The following is a 16647-nucleotide window of genomic DNA, read 5'->3' on the forward strand; positions in this document are numbered from 1 at the left end:
AGCAATATATTTGCATCCTGTGTTGATAATTAAACTAGAAAATACCAAACGATTGTTTGTAACATTTCTACCTTTTTTGCGACATATTAAAAAAATATAATTATGAGATTTTTAGGAAATGTATTGGCGACCATTATAGGTATTTTTGTTTTTTTCATGTTGTTCTTTTTTGGAATCATACTCATTGGAGCCATTTTTGGCGGTGAATCTGAAGGCATTACAGTGAAGAATAATTCTGTGATTGAATTGAATTTGGAAGACATAAGAAATGATTATGCCGGAAAATATAAAGATCCGTGGGTGACTATTTTTTCAGAAAACAAAAAAGTAGGTTTATCAGACATTATAAATGCTATCGAAGAGGCTAAATCAGATAATGACATCAAAGGAATCTCTATTTTAAATAACGTTTCTTCGCTGGGAATGGCGCAAAGTAAAGCGCTGAGAGATGCTCTGGAAAGCTTTAAAAAATCAGGCAAATTCGTTATGGCTTATGCCAATTCGTATTCTCAAAAAGAATATTATCTAAATTCTGTTGCCAGCCCAATTTATATCAATCCGGTTGGAGAATTGGATTTCAAGGGATTATCTTCTGAAATTATGTTCTTTAAAGATTTTCAGGAAAAATCAGGATTAAAAATGGAAGTCATCCGTCATGGGAAATATAAAAGTGCTGTAGAACCGTTTTTAGAAAATAAAATGAGTGATGCCAACAGAGAACAAACTACCGCATTATTAAATTCTGTTTGGAATTCTATCACCGCTGATATTTCTAAAAGTAGAAATATATCAGTGGCTAAATTAAATGAAATTGCCAATGGGCTTCTTGCTCGAACTCCGGAAATGGCAAAATCCCAAAAATTAGTTGACATTATTGCCTATGAAGATGTGTATCATAACGCGATAAAAAAAGCACTTAAAGTGGCCAATGACGAAGACTACAATAAAGTGTCTGTTATTGATTATGCTCAAAAAATAGCTACTACTTCACAAACTTTTGATAGTGAAGACGAAATCGCCATTATTTATGCGCAAGGAGAAATTCTAGGTGGTGAAGGCGATGTGAATGTGATTGGTGAAGGTTCTATGCGCCGTTCGTTACAAGAGGCTCGAAAAAATAAAAATGTAAAAGCTATTGTACTCCGCATTGACAGTCCAGGTGGAAGTGCTTTGACTTCTGATTTAATTTGGAGAGAAATTGAATTAACTAAAAAAGTAAAACCTGTCGTGGTTTCTATGGGAAATTATGCAGCTTCAGGCGGATATTATATTGCTTGTAATGCCAACACCATTTTTGCCGAAGAAAATACAATTACCGGTTCAATAGGCGTTTTTGGAATATTACCTAATTTCACACCATTAGCCACTAAAATTGGAATTCATACCGAACAAGTTAAAACGCACCAAAACTCAGCAAACTATAGTCCTTTTGTTCCAATCGATGAGAATTTCAAAGCAGTTACTTTAGAAGGTGTGGAACACATTTATAAAACTTTTGTTACACACGTGGCACAAGGTCGAAAAATGACATTTGCACAAGTGGATGCTATTGCACAAGGAAGAGTTTGGACAGGTTCTGAAGCCTTAAAAATTGGACTTGTAGACAAAATTGGAGGTTTAGATGATGCTATTGCAAAAGCCGCTTCTTTGGCAAAAGTAAAAAGCTATAGCACCCAAAATTATCCGGAATATGAGAAAAACTTTAATGATCTTTTAGCTAATCTTCCTTTTGCAAAATCGAAAGCTGACATTATAAAAGAAGAAATTGGGGAAGAAAATTATCGTATGATGCAGGAAATAAAAAAACTGCAAGCCAGAAAAGGGGTGCAAGCCATAATGCCATTTGAAATCAACATGCATTAAATAAATAATAAAAGCTTTTATACTACATCCGTTTTCGCACTTGCTGAAACGGATTTTTTCATCCATTAAAGTTAAATTATTGTTTATAAAAACGCCGCAAAAGGTAAACTATACTAAAAATACTATTTTTGTAAAAGAATACAAGGCAGCATTGTTGCTAAACTTATAAATCTAAAGACAATCAAATTATGCTAAAGAAAGTTTTAAAAATCATTGGAATACTTTTTATCCTAGTCATCGTAACTTTATTTGCAGCGCCTTATTTATTTAAAGATCAAATAAAAACTAAAATTTCTGAGGCTATCAATGCCAAAGTAGATGCCAGAGTCTCTTTTGCAGAAGCGGATTTAAGCTTATTCAAAAATTTTCCAAATGCGAATGTAACTTTGGAAAAATTAGTCATTATCAACAAAGCTCCTTTTGAAGGTGATACTTTGATTTCACTTGGTGAATTGAATTTAAAAATGTCTATCAAAGAACTTTTTAAAGGCAAAAACGAAGCGATATCTATTGACGGAATCACTTCGAAAAACGGATTAATCAATATAATTTTCAACAAAGATGGAATCGCGAATTATGACATTGCTTTGAAAGAGGAAAACACTGTAGCAAATGGAAAAAGCAGTCCGTTATCATTAAAAATCCAAGAGTATAAAATTGAGAATTTTAAGTTTCGTTATTTTGACGAAAGTTCAAAAATAAAAATGGTAATCGACAGTTTGAACCATGAAGGAACAGGCGATTTTGCAGCACAAAAATTAGATTTGGTTACCAAATCAACTGCAAAAGTATCGCTGGATATGGACAAAGTCAATTACATGAATAATGTTGCTTTGACCTTGGACGCAGTTTTGGGAATTGATTTAGAAAAAAGTAAATACACCTTCAAAGAAAACAAAGCTTTAATCAATCAATTGCCGTTAGAATTTGATGGATTTATTCAAATGGTGGAAGCCGGTCAACAGTATGATTTGAAATTTAAAACGCCAACTTCGTCTTTCAAAAATTTCTTGGGAATCATTCCTGCAGCGTACGCCTCGAGTTTAGATAACGTGAAAACAACCGGTGATTTTACCGTTGCGGGTTTTGCAAAAGGCTTGTATTCTGACACAACAGTGCCAAAATTCAACATTGAAATTGCTTCCAATAACGCATCGTTTCAATATCCTAATTTACCTAAATCAGTTCAAAATATCGTTATTGACACTAAAATCATCAACGAAACAGGGATTCTAAATGATACATACGTTAATTTGGACAAGCTCTCTTTCAAAATAGACCAAGATGTTTTTAATGCCAAAGCCAACATTAGGAACATCACTCAAAATGCAATCGTTGATGCTGCTTTAAAAGGAACTATCAATTTAGCCAATCTTTCTAAAGCGTATCCTATAAAGCTGGACAAACCACTATCCGGAATTTTAAAGGCTGATGTGACTACAAAATTTGATATGCAATCAGTTGAGAAAAGTCAGTACCAAAACATCAATAATGCGGGAACCATGAGTTTATCTGGTTTCAACTATGTGGATGAAAACGGCAAAACAATGAACATCAGCACTGCTTTAGTTCAATTTAATCCTAGCCAAGTCAATTTGAAACAACTGAACGCAACGACAGGAAAAAGCGACATTAGTGTAACGGGAATTTTGGGGAATTTTTACGGATTTATATTTAGAAACCAAGAATTGAAAGGAAATTTCAACATGAATTCCAAGCAATTGGCTGTTGATGATTTTATGACAACCGGTGAAACCACTAAAACCACAACAAAAAAAGCAGAGGCAATGAAGATTCCTGCTTTTTTAAATTGTACGCTTACCGCAAAAGCGACTACGGTTTTATATGATAATTTGACTCTGAAAGATGTTTCCGGAAAACTAATCGTGAAAGACGAAAAAGTAACTTTAGAAAATGTAAAAACCTCAATTTTCGGTGGAACAATTGGAGTAAATGGAGCTGTTTCCACAAAAGGAAAAACGCCAGTTTTCAATATGGATTTAAAATTAAATCAAGTCGATATTGCGCAATCGTTCACCCAACTGGACATGTTGAAAAAAATAGCACCAATTGCGGGAATCATCAACGGAAAATTAAATTCAAGCATCAAATTGAACGGAAATCTTGATGCAACAGAACTAACTCCTGACTTGAAAACGCTTACCGGAGATTTATTAGGACAACTGCTTTCTACGACTGTAAATTCCAGTAATTCGACTTTATTGACCGCTTTAGGCTCTAACTTGAAATTCATTGACGTGAGTAAAATCAATTTGAATGATTTGAAAGCTGCGGTAACTTTCAAAGACGGAAAAGTAAATGTAAAACCATTTGATATCAAGTACAAAGATATCAAAGCAACAATTGGAGGCACGCATGGTTTTGACCAAAGCATGAATTACAATCTAAAATTTGATGTTCCTGCTAAATATCTGGGCTCAGAAGCGAATGCGCTAATCGCAAAATTATCTGCTGCCGATGCTGCAAAATTAGAAAGCTTTCCTATAAATGCTGTATTAGTAGGTAATTTTACAAATCCAAAAATTACAACCGACATCAATAGTGCGGTGACTAAATTGACGACTCAATTAGTAAACCAACAAAAAGATAGACTGGTAAAACAAGGAACATCGGCTTTGACGGATTATATAAATAAAAACAAAAAACCTGGAGATACTACAAAAACAGCAACTCCTATTAAACCTGCCACAAAAGAAGAGGTAAAAGCTAAAGCTGCCGATTTGCTCAACGGTTTATTTAAAAAGAAAAAGAAAGCAGTAGATACTACTAAAGTAAATTAAGACCGCTTTATGAAGCAAAAAAGAGGAATTTCACCAATTGAGATTCCTCTTTTTTATTGAATTTTATACTTGAATCTAAACAACGAAACTATTTGCTTTTGAGATTTTACCATTAAGGAATTAAGAAAAATTAAGCTCAAAATCTTAATTCCTTAATGGTTAAAAAACCTGTGTTTCTTATATATTAATCGTCACTACATATCCTTCGGAACCACGAATATTAAAAACCGTTCCGTCTTCAAAAAGTAAATATTGCCCTTTTATTCCGGTAAGTTTTCCCTGAAACTGCGGTGTTTTATCCAAGCTCAAACTGTTTACTTTGGTTGGATACTGTAAAACGGGATAATGCATCTCGTACAAATCATTCTTCTGAGAATAAAAGTATTCCTGAACTTCCGATGGAATCAAATTCTCTACTTTTAATCGCTCCGCAACTAAGTCAATTTGCTCCACATTATTCGTTAGCATTTTTCGCCAATTGGTTTTATCGGCATAATGATTTTTCAATGCCACCTCTGTAATTCCTGCTAAATAGCGATTAGGAACTTCCACAATCGAAATGGCTTGGGTCGCGCCTTGATCAATCCATCGTGTTGGCATTTGTGTTTTTCTGGTCACACCTACTTTTACTTCGCTGGACAAGGCTAGATACACAATATGGGGTTGCAATTGTACTTTTTCTTCATACGCCAAATCACGATCCTGAATTCCAAGATGAGCGGTACTCAACTCCGGTTTCATAATCCAATCGCCAACGGCTGCGCTGGAATAGAAACAATCGTAACAAAATCCCTGACGGAATATTTTTTTCTTTTTTCCACAATTTAAACATTGGTATCCCACAAAATTGACCTCAATCTCTTTATTCAGCAACTGATTCACATTTAAAAAACTATTCTCAAAAACTAAGTAATATTGAATTGGGTTTCCAAATTCGGTTTGCATTTTTGTAAGTACGCCTTCGTATGTCATTGTGATTAAAGTTTCGGGTTTAACGCAACAGTTAAACAAATTTTGTTATTTTTGGTAAAGTTATAACTCACAATTCATAATTCATAATTTAAAAATGCCTCTAACCATAATCAATTCGTTTGCTTCTTGGGTTCTCAAACAAAGAATTCATCAGATCGAACTTTTCCTAAAATATCCAAATGAGGTTCAGGAAGAATTGCTTATGAATTTAATTCACTCTTCTAAAAATACTGCTTTAGGCAAAGAATATGAGTATGCTTCGATACATTCCTACGCGACTTTTGCCGAAAGAATTCCTATTTCAACCTACGAAGAATTACAGCCATTGATTGAAAGAACCCGCAAAGGCGAACAAAATGTTTTTTGGGAAACACCTATAAAATGGTTTGCCAAATCAAGCGGAACTACCAATGCCAAAAGTAAATTTATTCCGGTCAGTAATGAAGCCTTGGAAGATTGTCATTATAAAGGAAGTAAGGATTTATTGTGTTTGTATTTAAATAACAACGAAGATTCAGAACTGTTTCTTGGGAAAAGTCTGCGTCTTGGCGGAAGTTCCCAAATCTATGAAGACAACAATACGTTCTTTGGCGATTTATCCGCAATTTTAATCGAAAACATGCCTATTTGGGCGGAGTTCAGCAGCACACCAAGTAACAAAATTTCCCTGATGAGTGAATGGGAAACTAAAATTGCTGCTATAATAAACGAAACAAAAAACGAAAATGTAACCAGTTTCGCTGGAGTTCCTTCTTGGATGTTAGTTTTAATGAATAAAATGCAGGAAGAAACCGGAAAAGGAAATCTATTCGAACTTTGGCCGAATTTGGAAGTGTACTTTCACGGAGGCGTAAATTTTGAACCGTACCGAGAACAGTACAAAAAAATACTGCCGAATAAAGAGTTTCAATATTACGAAATATATAATGCTTCTGAAGGCTTTTTTGCCATTCAGGATCTAAATAATTCCAGTGATTTATTATTGATGTTGGATTACGGGATTTTCTATGAATTCATTCCAATGGATACTTTTGGTACACCGGATCAAAAAGTTATTCGATTAGCAGATGTAGAATTGTTCAAAAATTATGCTTTGGTGATTACAACGAATTCTGGTTTATGGCGCTATTTGATAGGCGACACCGTTCGTTTTACGTCATTAAATCCGTACCGAATTCGGGTGACGGGCAGAACCAAGCATCACATTAATGTTTTTGGCGAAGAATTAATGGTCGAAAACACCGATCAGGCTATAGCCAAAGCGTGTAAACTAACCCAAACCGAAGTGGTTGATTACACCGTTGCACCTATATTTATGGAAGGCAAAGAAAAAGGTGCCCATGAATGGATGATTGAATTCAAAGACAATCCGGCTGATGTATCTCAATTCCAGAAAGCATTAGATGAATCCATACAATCCTTAAACTCCGATTACGAAGCGAAACGCTACAATAACATGACGTTAAATCCGTTAATAATAAATATAGCCCGTAAAAATTTATTTTATGATTGGTTAAAAGACAAAGATAAATTGGGTGGACAACACAAAATTCCAAGATTATCCAACCAAAGAGATTATCTAGAACAACTGAAAAGCATGCAGTTTCAAGCTGTATAAAAAACGATAAGATGAAAAACACCTTCTACATCTTGATAACACTTTTTTTCTTGAGTTCCTGCGGACCTCATAGAATGAGTTGTGGTGCCAGAGGAATTTGTAAATCTCCAGAAAAACAAACACCAGAAAAACTTGAAAAAGTGTTTACCCTTAAAGCATAAAAAAGGCAGTACAAAATGATTCTGGTACAGCCCTTTTTATTTTTTATAATTATATATTACTCTTCCTCCATCATATCAATATGCCTGTCGTGGTATCCTAACAGGTATAAAACACCGTCGAGACCCAAACTGGATATTGAACTTTCTGCCTTTTCTTTTACCGTAGGTTTGGCATGAAAAGCAATTCCTAAACCTGCTAAATTCAACATCGGCAAATCATTGGCACCATCACCCACTGCAATAGTTTGGTTAATATGAATACCTTCTTTATCGGCAATGGCTTGAAGATATTCCGCTTTCTTTTTACCATCAACAATTTCGCCAAGATAATTACCTGTCAATTTTCCCTCTTTGATTTCCAATTCGTTAGCGTGAACGTAGTCAATACCTAATTCTTTTTGCAAGTATTTCCCAAAAAAGGTAAATCCTCCGGACAGAATAGCCGTTTTATACCCATAATATTTCAAGGCCTTCATCAAGCGATGCGCACCTTTGGTAATTGGTAGATTTTCAGCAACATTTTGCAGCACGTCCTCACTCAAACCTTCTAACAGAGCCATGCGTTGCTTGAAGCTTTCGCTAAAATCGATTTCGCCGTTCATCGCTGCTTCTGTAATGGCTTTTACTTGCTCACCCACTCCCGCCAACTCTGCTAATTCATCAATTACTTCGGTTTGAATCAAGGTCGAATCCATATCAAAACATACTAAGCGTCTGTTTCTTCGGTACATATTGTCTTCCTGAAATGAAATATCCACATCTAACGTTCTAGAAATTTCCATAAAACTCGCCGTCATAAACGTTTTATCTACAATCGTTCCTGTAACTGATAATTGGATACAAGAACGTGGAAATTCTTCTTTCTCCAAAATAGAAACCCTGCCGGTTAATCTTTTGATTGCGTCAATATTTAAATTTTGGTTGGATAATATTTTGGTTACCGCGGCCAATTGTACTGCCGTTAAGGTTTCGCCCAAAACATTGATCGTATACCTTTGTTTGCGTTGTCCTTTGACCCATATTTCATAATCCGCAATAGAAATTGGTATGAACTTTACTTTCACACCCAATTCATAGGCTTTAAACAATAAATCTTTTAGAACAGGAGCGGAAGAAGAACCCGCTTTTATTTCAAATAAAATACCTAAAGAGAGTGTATCATGAATATCTGCTTGACCAATATCTAAAATAATAGCATCATAATTCGCCAAAATGGATGTCAAACCTGCGGTTACTCCGGGTTTGTCCTGACCTGAAACTTTTAGTAAAATTACCTCAACATCTTCTATTTGCATTTTATATTTATTTGATTTAGTATGGACAAAAATCGACAATCTGACGTTGATAAAAAAAAATAATGTTCCTTTTTTTAAACAATAACAAATAGTTTAAATTACCCATAAAAAAACCTACCCAAATGAATGAACAGGTTTATTTTTTTGAGAAAAATGCAATCCAATAGTACACCAATATTTGTTTTAATGCTAATTACTTTTCATTTTCATCAAAATTCACCATCCAACCGATTCCAAACTTATCAGCAAACATTCCAAAATAAGCGCCCCAAAAGGTTTGACTCATTGGCATGGTCACCGTTCCTCCTGCCGAAAGTCCGTTAAACAATTTGTCTGCTTCTTCTTTACTTTTCGTATTTATAGAAATTGAAATATTTTGTCCAATAGTAACTTCGCCACTTGCCGAATTACTGTCACTTCCCATCAGGACAGATCCGTCACCAATTGGTAATGAAACATGCATAATTTTATTCCCATCTGCTTCAGAAAGCACGGGATTTCCATCTGCTGGTGGCATGTCTTTAAATTTACCGATATAAGGGAATTCCCCACCAAATACTGATTTATAAAACAGAAATGCCTCTTCGCAGTTTCCATTAAAAACTAAGTATGGATTAATTGCTGCCATGATTGTAATTTTTAAATTAATATATTATTTTTCTTCTGAAAGTTTCTTTACCAAATCTAGCGCTTTTGGCCATGTCGTTTTGAAATAATCGATATACTTTTCGACTGAATCCATTTTTGCTTCTAAAACAGTAATTCCTTTATCTTCGGTCAAACGGTACATTTCCCTAGCGCCAACCCATTCTTGAGTCGCATCATCAACAGGTTTTTCCTCAAATTTTTTGATTTCACTCAAATGTTTAAAAGCCATGTATTCATTATCAATTTTCTTGTAAATAATGCTATTCATTCCGTCTCCGTTTGGAGACAAAAATTGAATTTTACTACCTTCTTTCCAATCGCTTACTGCATAAGACCCTTCACAAAAAATGGAGGTCCATTGTTTGTATGTTTCTTCATTCCATAAAACGTCCCAAACTTTTTCTTTGGGAGCATTTATCTCGATTTTAAATTCCAGTGTTGTCATTTTGTTAGTTTTTAAAGGGTTGAATTTTCAACATATTTTTTAAAATTATCCAAAATTGCCTGCCAGCCATTTTTCTGCATTTCTTCAGGATTTACTGTTTCCGGATCAAAACTTTCTATTACTTTTATACCTTCTGCATCTTTTTCAAAAACAATTTTCACTTTTCTCCCATCAGCCATTTCGTATTCTATTAAAGAAGGATTCACCACATTCGTATAAACTCCTTCGAAATCAAAACGCATTGTACCGTCTGTTGAAGCCATGGTGTATTTGAATTTCCCACCCACTTTCAAGTCATTTTCTGCAAAAGGAGTATGCCAATCCTCTGAGGCATTATTCCACTTCATGACATGTTCCGGAGCAGTCCATAATTCCCAGACTTTTTCAATTGAAGCATTTATTGTATTTTGTACTGTTATCATTTCTCGATTCTTTTTTAAATTTTGGATTATAAATTTACAAAATATTTGAAATCGGTTCTCTTTTATAAGCAAGAATATAACTTTTAAAACATTCCATAAAAAAAACCTGCCCAAATGAATGAACAGGTTTTATATTTTTAGAAAAGATTAAAAATTAATCTTTATCCGAATTCAAATTATGATGCAATCTCCAAACGTTTCAATAAATTTTTGTTCAACGTTTCTTTAGCATATTCAACATCAATTTCTAATGTTTTATCATCAGAACTTGGCAGTTCATACATCGCATCCGTTAAGATAGCTTCACATAAAGAACGCAATCCACGAGCTCCTAATTTATATTCTAACGCTTTATCCACAATAAAATCCAAGGCTTCATCTGTGATGGTAAAAGCTACCTCATCCATCAAAAACAATTTCTCGTATTGTTTGATTAACGCATTTTTAGGTTGTGTCAAAATCGCACGCAATGTTTCTCTGTCTAAAGGATCCATGTGTGTCAAAACTGGCAAACGACCAATAATCTCCGGAATCAATCCAAAATCTTTGATATCCTTTGGGATAATGTATTGCAACAAATTGTCTTTATCGATATTATCCACATTTTTAGAAGTCGAATAACCCACGGCCTGACGATTCAATCGTTTCGAAATAATTCTTTCGATTCCATCAAAAGCACCACCGGCAATAAACAAAATGTTCTGTGTATTTACCTCAACAAATTTTTGATCCGGGTGCTTGCGTCCTCCTTTTGGTGGCACATTCACAACGGTTCCTTCTAATAATTTCAATAATGCTTGTTGCACCCCTTCACCCGAAACGTCACGCGTAATAGACGGATTGTCACTTTTACGTGCAATTTTATCTATTTCGTCAATGAATACAATTCCGCGTTCTGCTTTGGCTACATCATAATCAGCTGCTTGCAAAAGACGTGTCAAAATACTTTCAACATCTTCCCCAACATAACCTGCTTCTGTAAGAACGGTAGCATCAACAATAGCTAAAGGCACATCCAACATTTTTGCAATGGTTTTAGCCACCAATGTTTTTCCTGTTCCTGTTTGTCCCACCATGATGATATTACTTTTTTCAATCTCTACCTCATCGTCTAATTGCTGTTGCATCAAACGTTTGTAGTGATTGTAAACCGCAACCGACATTACTTTTTTAGTTTGGTCCTGTCCAATAACATATTGATCCAAGAACGCTCTGATTTCTTTTGGTTTCTTCAAAATCAAATCTCCAACCAGTTTTGAACTTCCGCTGGATTTTAATTCTTCTAAAACAATTCCGTGTGCTTGTTCGATACATTTATCACAAATATGTGCATTGATACCAGCAATCAACAAATTGGTTTCTGGCTTCTTTCTTCCACAAAACGAACACTCTAATACTACTTTTGCCATTCTTTTTTTGTTTAAAGTTTAAAAGTTTAAAGTTTAAAGTTCCCGCAGCAACCTTAAACCTTAAACCTTAAACTTGTAACTATTTTTATCCTCTTATTAAAACCTCATCAATCATTCCGTATGCTTTTGCTTCTTCAGCAATCATCCAATAGTCACGCTCACTGTCGTTGTGTACTTTCTCGAAAGTTTGTCCGGAGTGGTGAGAGATAATTTTATATAACTCATCTTTCAGTTTCAACATTTCACGTAAGTTGATTTCCATATCTGTTGCAACTCCTTGAGCTCCTCCTGATGGCTGGTGAATCATTACTCTTGAATGTGGCAAAGCCGAACGTTTTCCTGCAGCACCAGCACATAACAACACTGCTCCCATAGAAGCTGCCATTCCTGTACAAATTGTTGCTACATCTGGTTTGATGTATTGCATCGTGTCATATATCCCTAATCCTGCGTAAACGCTTCCTCCTGGAGAGTTCAAATAAATTTGAATATCCTTAGAAGCATCAGCGCTTTCAAGGAACAATAATTGTGCTTGAACGATGTTTGCGATTTGGTCATCAATTCCTGTTCCAAGGAATATAATTCTGTCCATCATCAATCTGGAGAAAACATCTAATTGTGAAATATTCAACTGACGTTCTTCAATGATATATGGAGTCATGTTTTTAGGAGTCATTGCGCCTACGATTTTATCGTAATACATAGAGTTTACGCCGTGGTCCTTTGTAGCAAATTTTTTAAATTCTTTACCGTAGTTCATATTTTTTTGTTCTAAGTTTTACGTTATATCTTGTGATTCCATTTAATGCAAAGGTCATACCTCTTTATAAATGATGTCAATATGTCTTATTTTTTAGCCCAGATGGGAGTAGAAAGCTTTTTGAATTCCGTTTTTTAGTTTTTTTATTCTTGCAAAGCGACTGGAAGAAGCTCTTGCAGGAATTTAAAAAACAGAAACGGAAGAAAAAACTTGAAACGTACAGCTGGATTGGCTCCTGAAATTAATTCAAACAAAAGAGCGCCAAAAAATATTTTTTCTGACGCTCAAATATAACTATTTTTTATTGTTTACAATCTGTAATCAAATCATAAAATTTGAAACAACTAACGAAATTGTTTTCCGTTTTTTCAACTTTTGACTTTATGACATTTGACTTTAAGACTAGGATTTATTCTCCGTAAGAAGCAGCAATAAATTCTTCGTAAGTAACTTCTTTAGTTGTTGGATTTGCTTTTTCTTTGAACAATTCCAATAATTTCTCAGCAACAACTTGGTCAGAAAGTCTTTTCACTTCGTCTTGGTTAGACAAAACTCTAGCTACAATTCCTTGAACTTCTTCGTCAGTAGGATTTGTTTGCCCGAATTGCGCCATTTGTTGACGGATATTTTTTGTAGTGAATGTTTTCAAATCTTCAAAAGTGATTTTGATGTCCGATTGAGCCATTGCTCTACCTTCGATCAATTGAAAACGCAATCCTTTTTCAGAACGTGCATATTCTACTTCAGCTTCCTCAGGAGATAATTTTTTCTCACCAACAGTTTGCAACCATTTTTTAAGGAATTCAGCTGGTAAATCAAATTTTGTGCTTTCGATTAAAAACTCAGTTACATCACCTAATAATTTTTGGTCAGCTTGTTGTGCAAATTGATTTTCAGCATCTTCTTTGATTTTTGCTTTCAATTCTTCTAGTGAAGAAACAGTTCCAGCTCCAAACAATTTATCAAACAATTCTTGGTTCAATTCTGCTAATTCAGCAGTGTTGATTGCTTCGATTGTGAAGTTTACATCAACATCTAAACCGTGAACGTCATCATGACTTACTTTCATCACGTCCATCAATTGGTGGTCGTCTTCAAATAAACCTTTAGTATTTACAGTCACTACATCACCTACTTTTTTACCTATGAACAGGTCAAAAGTTGCTTTGTCTTTGAAAAGATCAGCAGCAATAGTGGTAGCGTTATTAATTCCTTTTTCTTCGTTAGTGAATGTTCCAGTTACATCTGAATCTGCAGCAACAACTTCTTGAGGAATTGCAGTTCCAAATTGTTTTTGGATTCTTTCCACTTGACCGTCGATTAATTTATCGTCAGCAGTAACCACATATTTCACGATGTCGTTTTTAGCATCTAAGTCTAAAGTGAAGTTTGGAACCAATCCAATTTCATATTCAAAAACCAATTCTTCAGCATCCCAAGAAAAATCTTCGTTTACTTTAGGAAGTGGCGTTCCAAGAAGGTTTAATCTTTCAGATTGTACGAAACGCTCAAGAGCTAAATCAACAACTTTCTGAACTTCTTCTTGCTTTATTGCTTTACCGTATTGTTTTTCAACAAGATCTTTAGGCACCGCTCCTTTTCTAAATCCTTTAACAGTTGCCAAAGGCATTTTTTCGTTTATTCTTTTTGCAACTTGTCCTTTGTAATCCATGTGAACAACAGTCATTACAATTGTTTCATTCACAGCGTCTATTGCTACTCTTTTGATATCCATCTTCTTCTTTAATTTACATAATAAAATTGGGTTGCAAAATTATAAAATTTTTGCAACCCAAACAAGCTTTTTATTCACGATCCCGAAGCTTCGGGACGGGATTGAATTTTAGGCAGTTATTTGACAAAATCACAGGCCGAAAAAGGAAAATAATTTGGGCGTGTCCCTGCAGATTGCTTCGTCGTTCCTCCTAGCAACTTTGGGTCAGGCTGTTCGTTCCCGCTTTTTATCGCCTGCCCAGAAAAAGGCAGCCCATAAAAGAGCTCCACTGCCATCCTTCACGCGAATTTGTGGTATATGACAATATGAAGTTGCTTTAATAATTTGTAATAATTTATTTATATATTTGAAAACAGATAAAACGAAACAAAGCAGCGCAAAGCCAACCAAAATTGAACGTATTATCGCAAATTTGTCGGGAACAAAAAAGTTAGCCCCAAGATAAAAAACTCATTAATCAATTTTAATTCTATTAATAACTTAAATTTTAACAATGACTAAAATTATATTAAAAGCAATTTTCATTTTTTCTCTTCTTTTTTCTTTCAATGAGACGCAAGCACAAGTAAGCGTTTCCTATTTTGGAAATTCAACCAATACAAAAATTGGTGTCGGATACGATTTTAATGAAAAATTATGGACAGAATTACGTATTTATTCAGGCACATCATTAGCAAATACAACTGCAGAAGCAGTTCTTAATTATAATTTTTTAAGAAAAGAAAAATTTCGCACTTATGTTGGAGGTGGAATCGTTGTAAATAACTTAAACGGAATTGTAGTTCCTGTTGGTGTTCAATTTACTCCATTTGAAAATTTGAATAATTTCTCTTTTCATATTGAATTACAACTAATGTATGAAGTAGATTATGAAGATATGTTCGTTAACGGATTTGGTGGAATCCGATATAAATTTAATTAGAGAATATTTGTACCTGAATAATTTTAGAGGCTCACATTGTATAAAAACCATGCTACTATAGTGCTTACCAAAAAAATTGGTACTGGCTTGTAACACCAGCTCCACAAAGTATTCTTTCAAATAATCAATTTATCATATACGCTAAACAAACGTCTCTGGCTTTGCATCTACATTTATATAAGAATTATAAAAAAGGATGACGCGATTTTGCAAATCGTGTCTATAAACGAGAGCAGTGTCTCGTCCTAAAAAAAATATTCTAATTTAGCTTTCGCTTAAAAATAATCATGAAACTAAAAAACTTTTTTACACTGCTTGTATTGTTTAGTGTATTTACGCTTTACTCACAACAATGGAAACAAAATTTTAAAATTGTTGCCCCGCTCGTGACTTAAACAAAAGCAGGAAAGAACATTAATCTAAAAAACAGGAAACAATGAAAAGTGAATGGATTGCAAAATACGAAGAAACCGAAATTAAAGTAACTAATAATTGGTTTAGTGGTGAAAAACTTTATGTAAATAATGAATTGCAAGATGAACAATTAAGTTTTATTACACCCAGTAATATGACCGGTAATCTAATTAACAAGGAAGGAGAAAAGCTGAATATTAAAACAAATATTTCAGGTTTCTTTTCTGTAAGCTGTAGATTATTTATTGACAACCGAAAAGTAGAATTAAAACAAACTAAATAGAAAAAATTGTGGACATCAGCGGGGAGAAACGCTTTCAACAATGTCGTCAAACTTAACATCTATGTACACAATCAACACTAGAAGATCATTAATATTTATACCTATTACTCTATTAATAGTCTATTTTTGTGCTGGAGTTTTTTATAATCCGGCACATATAATTTATATTAAACCTTTTATAATCCCAACTTTTATAATTTATGCCGTATTGAGTAATTTTCAGAAACTTACTCTAAATTATTATTTATACGTTTTTTTCTTTTATCTAAATGAGATATTACTTTTGTTGTGGGAAGATTCAATACCGCTGTACAGAACTGCATTAGTGGCATCCTTCTTTTGTTATTCAGCACTAATAAATTTAGGCTACAATTCAATCAAAACTAAAAAACTTTACACGATACCAAAAGGATTTTCACTTTTTATATTAGTCATAAATTGTGTGTTTTTAGTAGCAATCTTATATGTTTTAATGTCTATTATTGATGATAATTTTCTTAACATCATTTTGATTTTTAATGCAATAGTAGCTGTATTTCTTGGAGTTACAGCAGTTTTATATCTGGGGAAATTTGGAAACAAAAAAGCGTATTATTACTTTTTTGGTGCATTTGCTTTAATTTTTAACGATATTTTTGCCGCTATTGGAACTTATTTTATTGAAGATGTAGTTTTGAACACCTTTGATAGAATATTGCATTTCACTTCGTTTTATCTAATTTATCGATTCATTATAAATGATACAATAAAGGTTGAAAATCTTTCGACAGATTCTCAACCTTAAACTTTATTATCTTTAATTTTGTCCACAATTTCAAGATTCAATAAAGTAGCGGTATCTCCAAAATTAGAAAAATACCCAGCTCAGCAAAGTGTTCATTCAAAGCATCAATTTTTCG

Annotated in this window: 15 protein-coding genes; 7 read left to right on the top strand and 8 right to left on the bottom strand. The window is 34.0% G+C overall.

Annotation, left to right across the window (positions count from 1 at the left end; genetic code table 11):
- Positions 1–102 precede the first annotated feature (102 nt).
- Together sppA and ACXX80_RS02985 are read left to right on the top strand one after the other, a co-directional pair.
- On the top strand, positions 103–1863 hold the full coding sequence (gene sppA / locus ACXX80_RS02980; RefSeq protein WP_458551925.1) for a signal peptide peptidase SppA: 1761 nt from the start codon (positions 103–105) through the stop codon (positions 1861–1863).
- Positions 1864–2051: 188 nt separating this feature from the next.
- Positions 2052–4664: an AsmA family protein gene (locus ACXX80_RS02985; protein WP_458551927.1), complete on the top strand. Its 2613-nt coding sequence runs from the start codon at positions 2052–2054 to the stop codon at positions 4662–4664.
- 177 nt (positions 4665–4841) lie between these two features.
- Here the strand turns inward: ACXX80_RS02985 and ACXX80_RS02990 are convergent, their stop codons facing one another.
- The gene (locus tag ACXX80_RS02990; RefSeq protein WP_458551928.1) at positions 4842–5636 is read right to left on the bottom strand and encodes a DUF2797 domain-containing protein; all 795 of its coding nucleotides are present in this window, start codon (positions 5634–5636) and stop codon (positions 4842–4844) included.
- 94 nt (positions 5637–5730) lie between these two features.
- Between ACXX80_RS02990 and ACXX80_RS02995 the strand changes: the two genes are divergently transcribed.
- Positions 5731–7254, top strand: a complete 1524-nt coding sequence (locus ACXX80_RS02995; protein ID WP_458551930.1) for a GH3 auxin-responsive promoter family protein — start codon at positions 5731–5733, stop codon at positions 7252–7254.
- 11 nt (positions 7255–7265) lie between these two features.
- Positions 7266–7415 carry a hypothetical protein gene (locus ACXX80_RS03000; RefSeq protein ID WP_458551931.1) on the top strand — a complete coding sequence of 50 codons (150 nt, stop codon included), beginning with the start codon at positions 7266–7268 and terminating at the stop codon, positions 7413–7415.
- Positions 7416–7471: 56 nt separating this feature from the next.
- Here ACXX80_RS03000 and serB read toward each other — a convergent pair whose 3' ends face one another.
- The 7 genes from serB to ACXX80_RS03035 form a co-directional block, all read right to left on the bottom strand.
- Positions 7472–8710 carry a phosphoserine phosphatase SerB gene (gene serB, locus ACXX80_RS03005; RefSeq protein ID WP_458551932.1) on the bottom strand — a complete coding sequence of 413 codons (1239 nt, stop codon included), beginning with the start codon at positions 8708–8710 and terminating at the stop codon, positions 7472–7474.
- Between the two features lie 193 nt (positions 8711–8903).
- Positions 8904–9338 carry a VOC family protein gene (locus tag ACXX80_RS03010; protein ID WP_458551933.1) on the bottom strand — a complete coding sequence of 145 codons (435 nt, stop codon included), beginning with the start codon at positions 9336–9338 and terminating at the stop codon, positions 8904–8906.
- A gap of 24 nt (positions 9339–9362) precedes the next feature.
- Positions 9363–9803 carry an SRPBCC family protein gene (locus ACXX80_RS03015; protein ID WP_458551934.1) on the bottom strand — a complete coding sequence of 147 codons (441 nt, stop codon included), beginning with the start codon at positions 9801–9803 and terminating at the stop codon, positions 9363–9365.
- Positions 9804–9814: 11 nt separating this feature from the next.
- Positions 9815–10225: an SRPBCC family protein gene (locus ACXX80_RS03020; protein ID WP_458551936.1), complete on the bottom strand. Its 411-nt coding sequence runs from the start codon at positions 10223–10225 to the stop codon at positions 9815–9817.
- A 176-nt stretch (positions 10226–10401) separates the two neighbouring features.
- Positions 10402–11634 (bottom strand): ATP-dependent Clp protease ATP-binding subunit ClpX, encoded by a 1233-nt coding sequence (gene clpX / locus ACXX80_RS03025; RefSeq protein WP_417950574.1) that lies wholly within the window; start codon positions 11632–11634, stop codon positions 10402–10404.
- Between the two features lie 85 nt (positions 11635–11719).
- Positions 11720–12394 (bottom strand): ATP-dependent Clp endopeptidase proteolytic subunit ClpP, encoded by a 675-nt coding sequence (clpP, locus tag ACXX80_RS03030; RefSeq protein WP_039108847.1) that lies wholly within the window; start codon positions 12392–12394, stop codon positions 11720–11722.
- Between the two features lie 409 nt (positions 12395–12803).
- Positions 12804–14129, bottom strand: a complete 1326-nt coding sequence (locus ACXX80_RS03035) for a trigger factor (RefSeq protein WP_099714372.1) — start codon at positions 14127–14129, stop codon at positions 12804–12806.
- 493 nt (positions 14130–14622) lie between these two features.
- Here ACXX80_RS03035 and ACXX80_RS03040 point away from each other — a divergent pair, with 493 nt between their 5' ends.
- The 3 genes from ACXX80_RS03040 to ACXX80_RS03050 all read left to right on the top strand — a co-directional run bounded on the left by ACXX80_RS03040 (position 14623) and on the right by ACXX80_RS03050 (position 16532).
- The gene (locus tag ACXX80_RS03040) at positions 14623–15051 is read left to right on the top strand and encodes a hypothetical protein (RefSeq protein WP_458551937.1); all 429 of its coding nucleotides are present in this window, start codon (positions 14623–14625) and stop codon (positions 15049–15051) included.
- 436 nt (positions 15052–15487) lie between these two features.
- Entirely contained in the window at positions 15488–15748 is a 261-nt protein-coding gene (locus ACXX80_RS03045) for a hypothetical protein (protein WP_458551938.1), read from the top strand.
- Between the two features lie 61 nt (positions 15749–15809).
- Positions 15810–16532: a hypothetical protein gene (locus tag ACXX80_RS03050; protein WP_458551939.1), complete on the top strand. Its 723-nt coding sequence runs from the start codon at positions 15810–15812 to the stop codon at positions 16530–16532.
- The last annotated feature ends 115 nt before the right edge of the window (positions 16533–16647 follow it).

This window comes from Flavobacterium sp. GNP002, assembly GCF_054343795.1.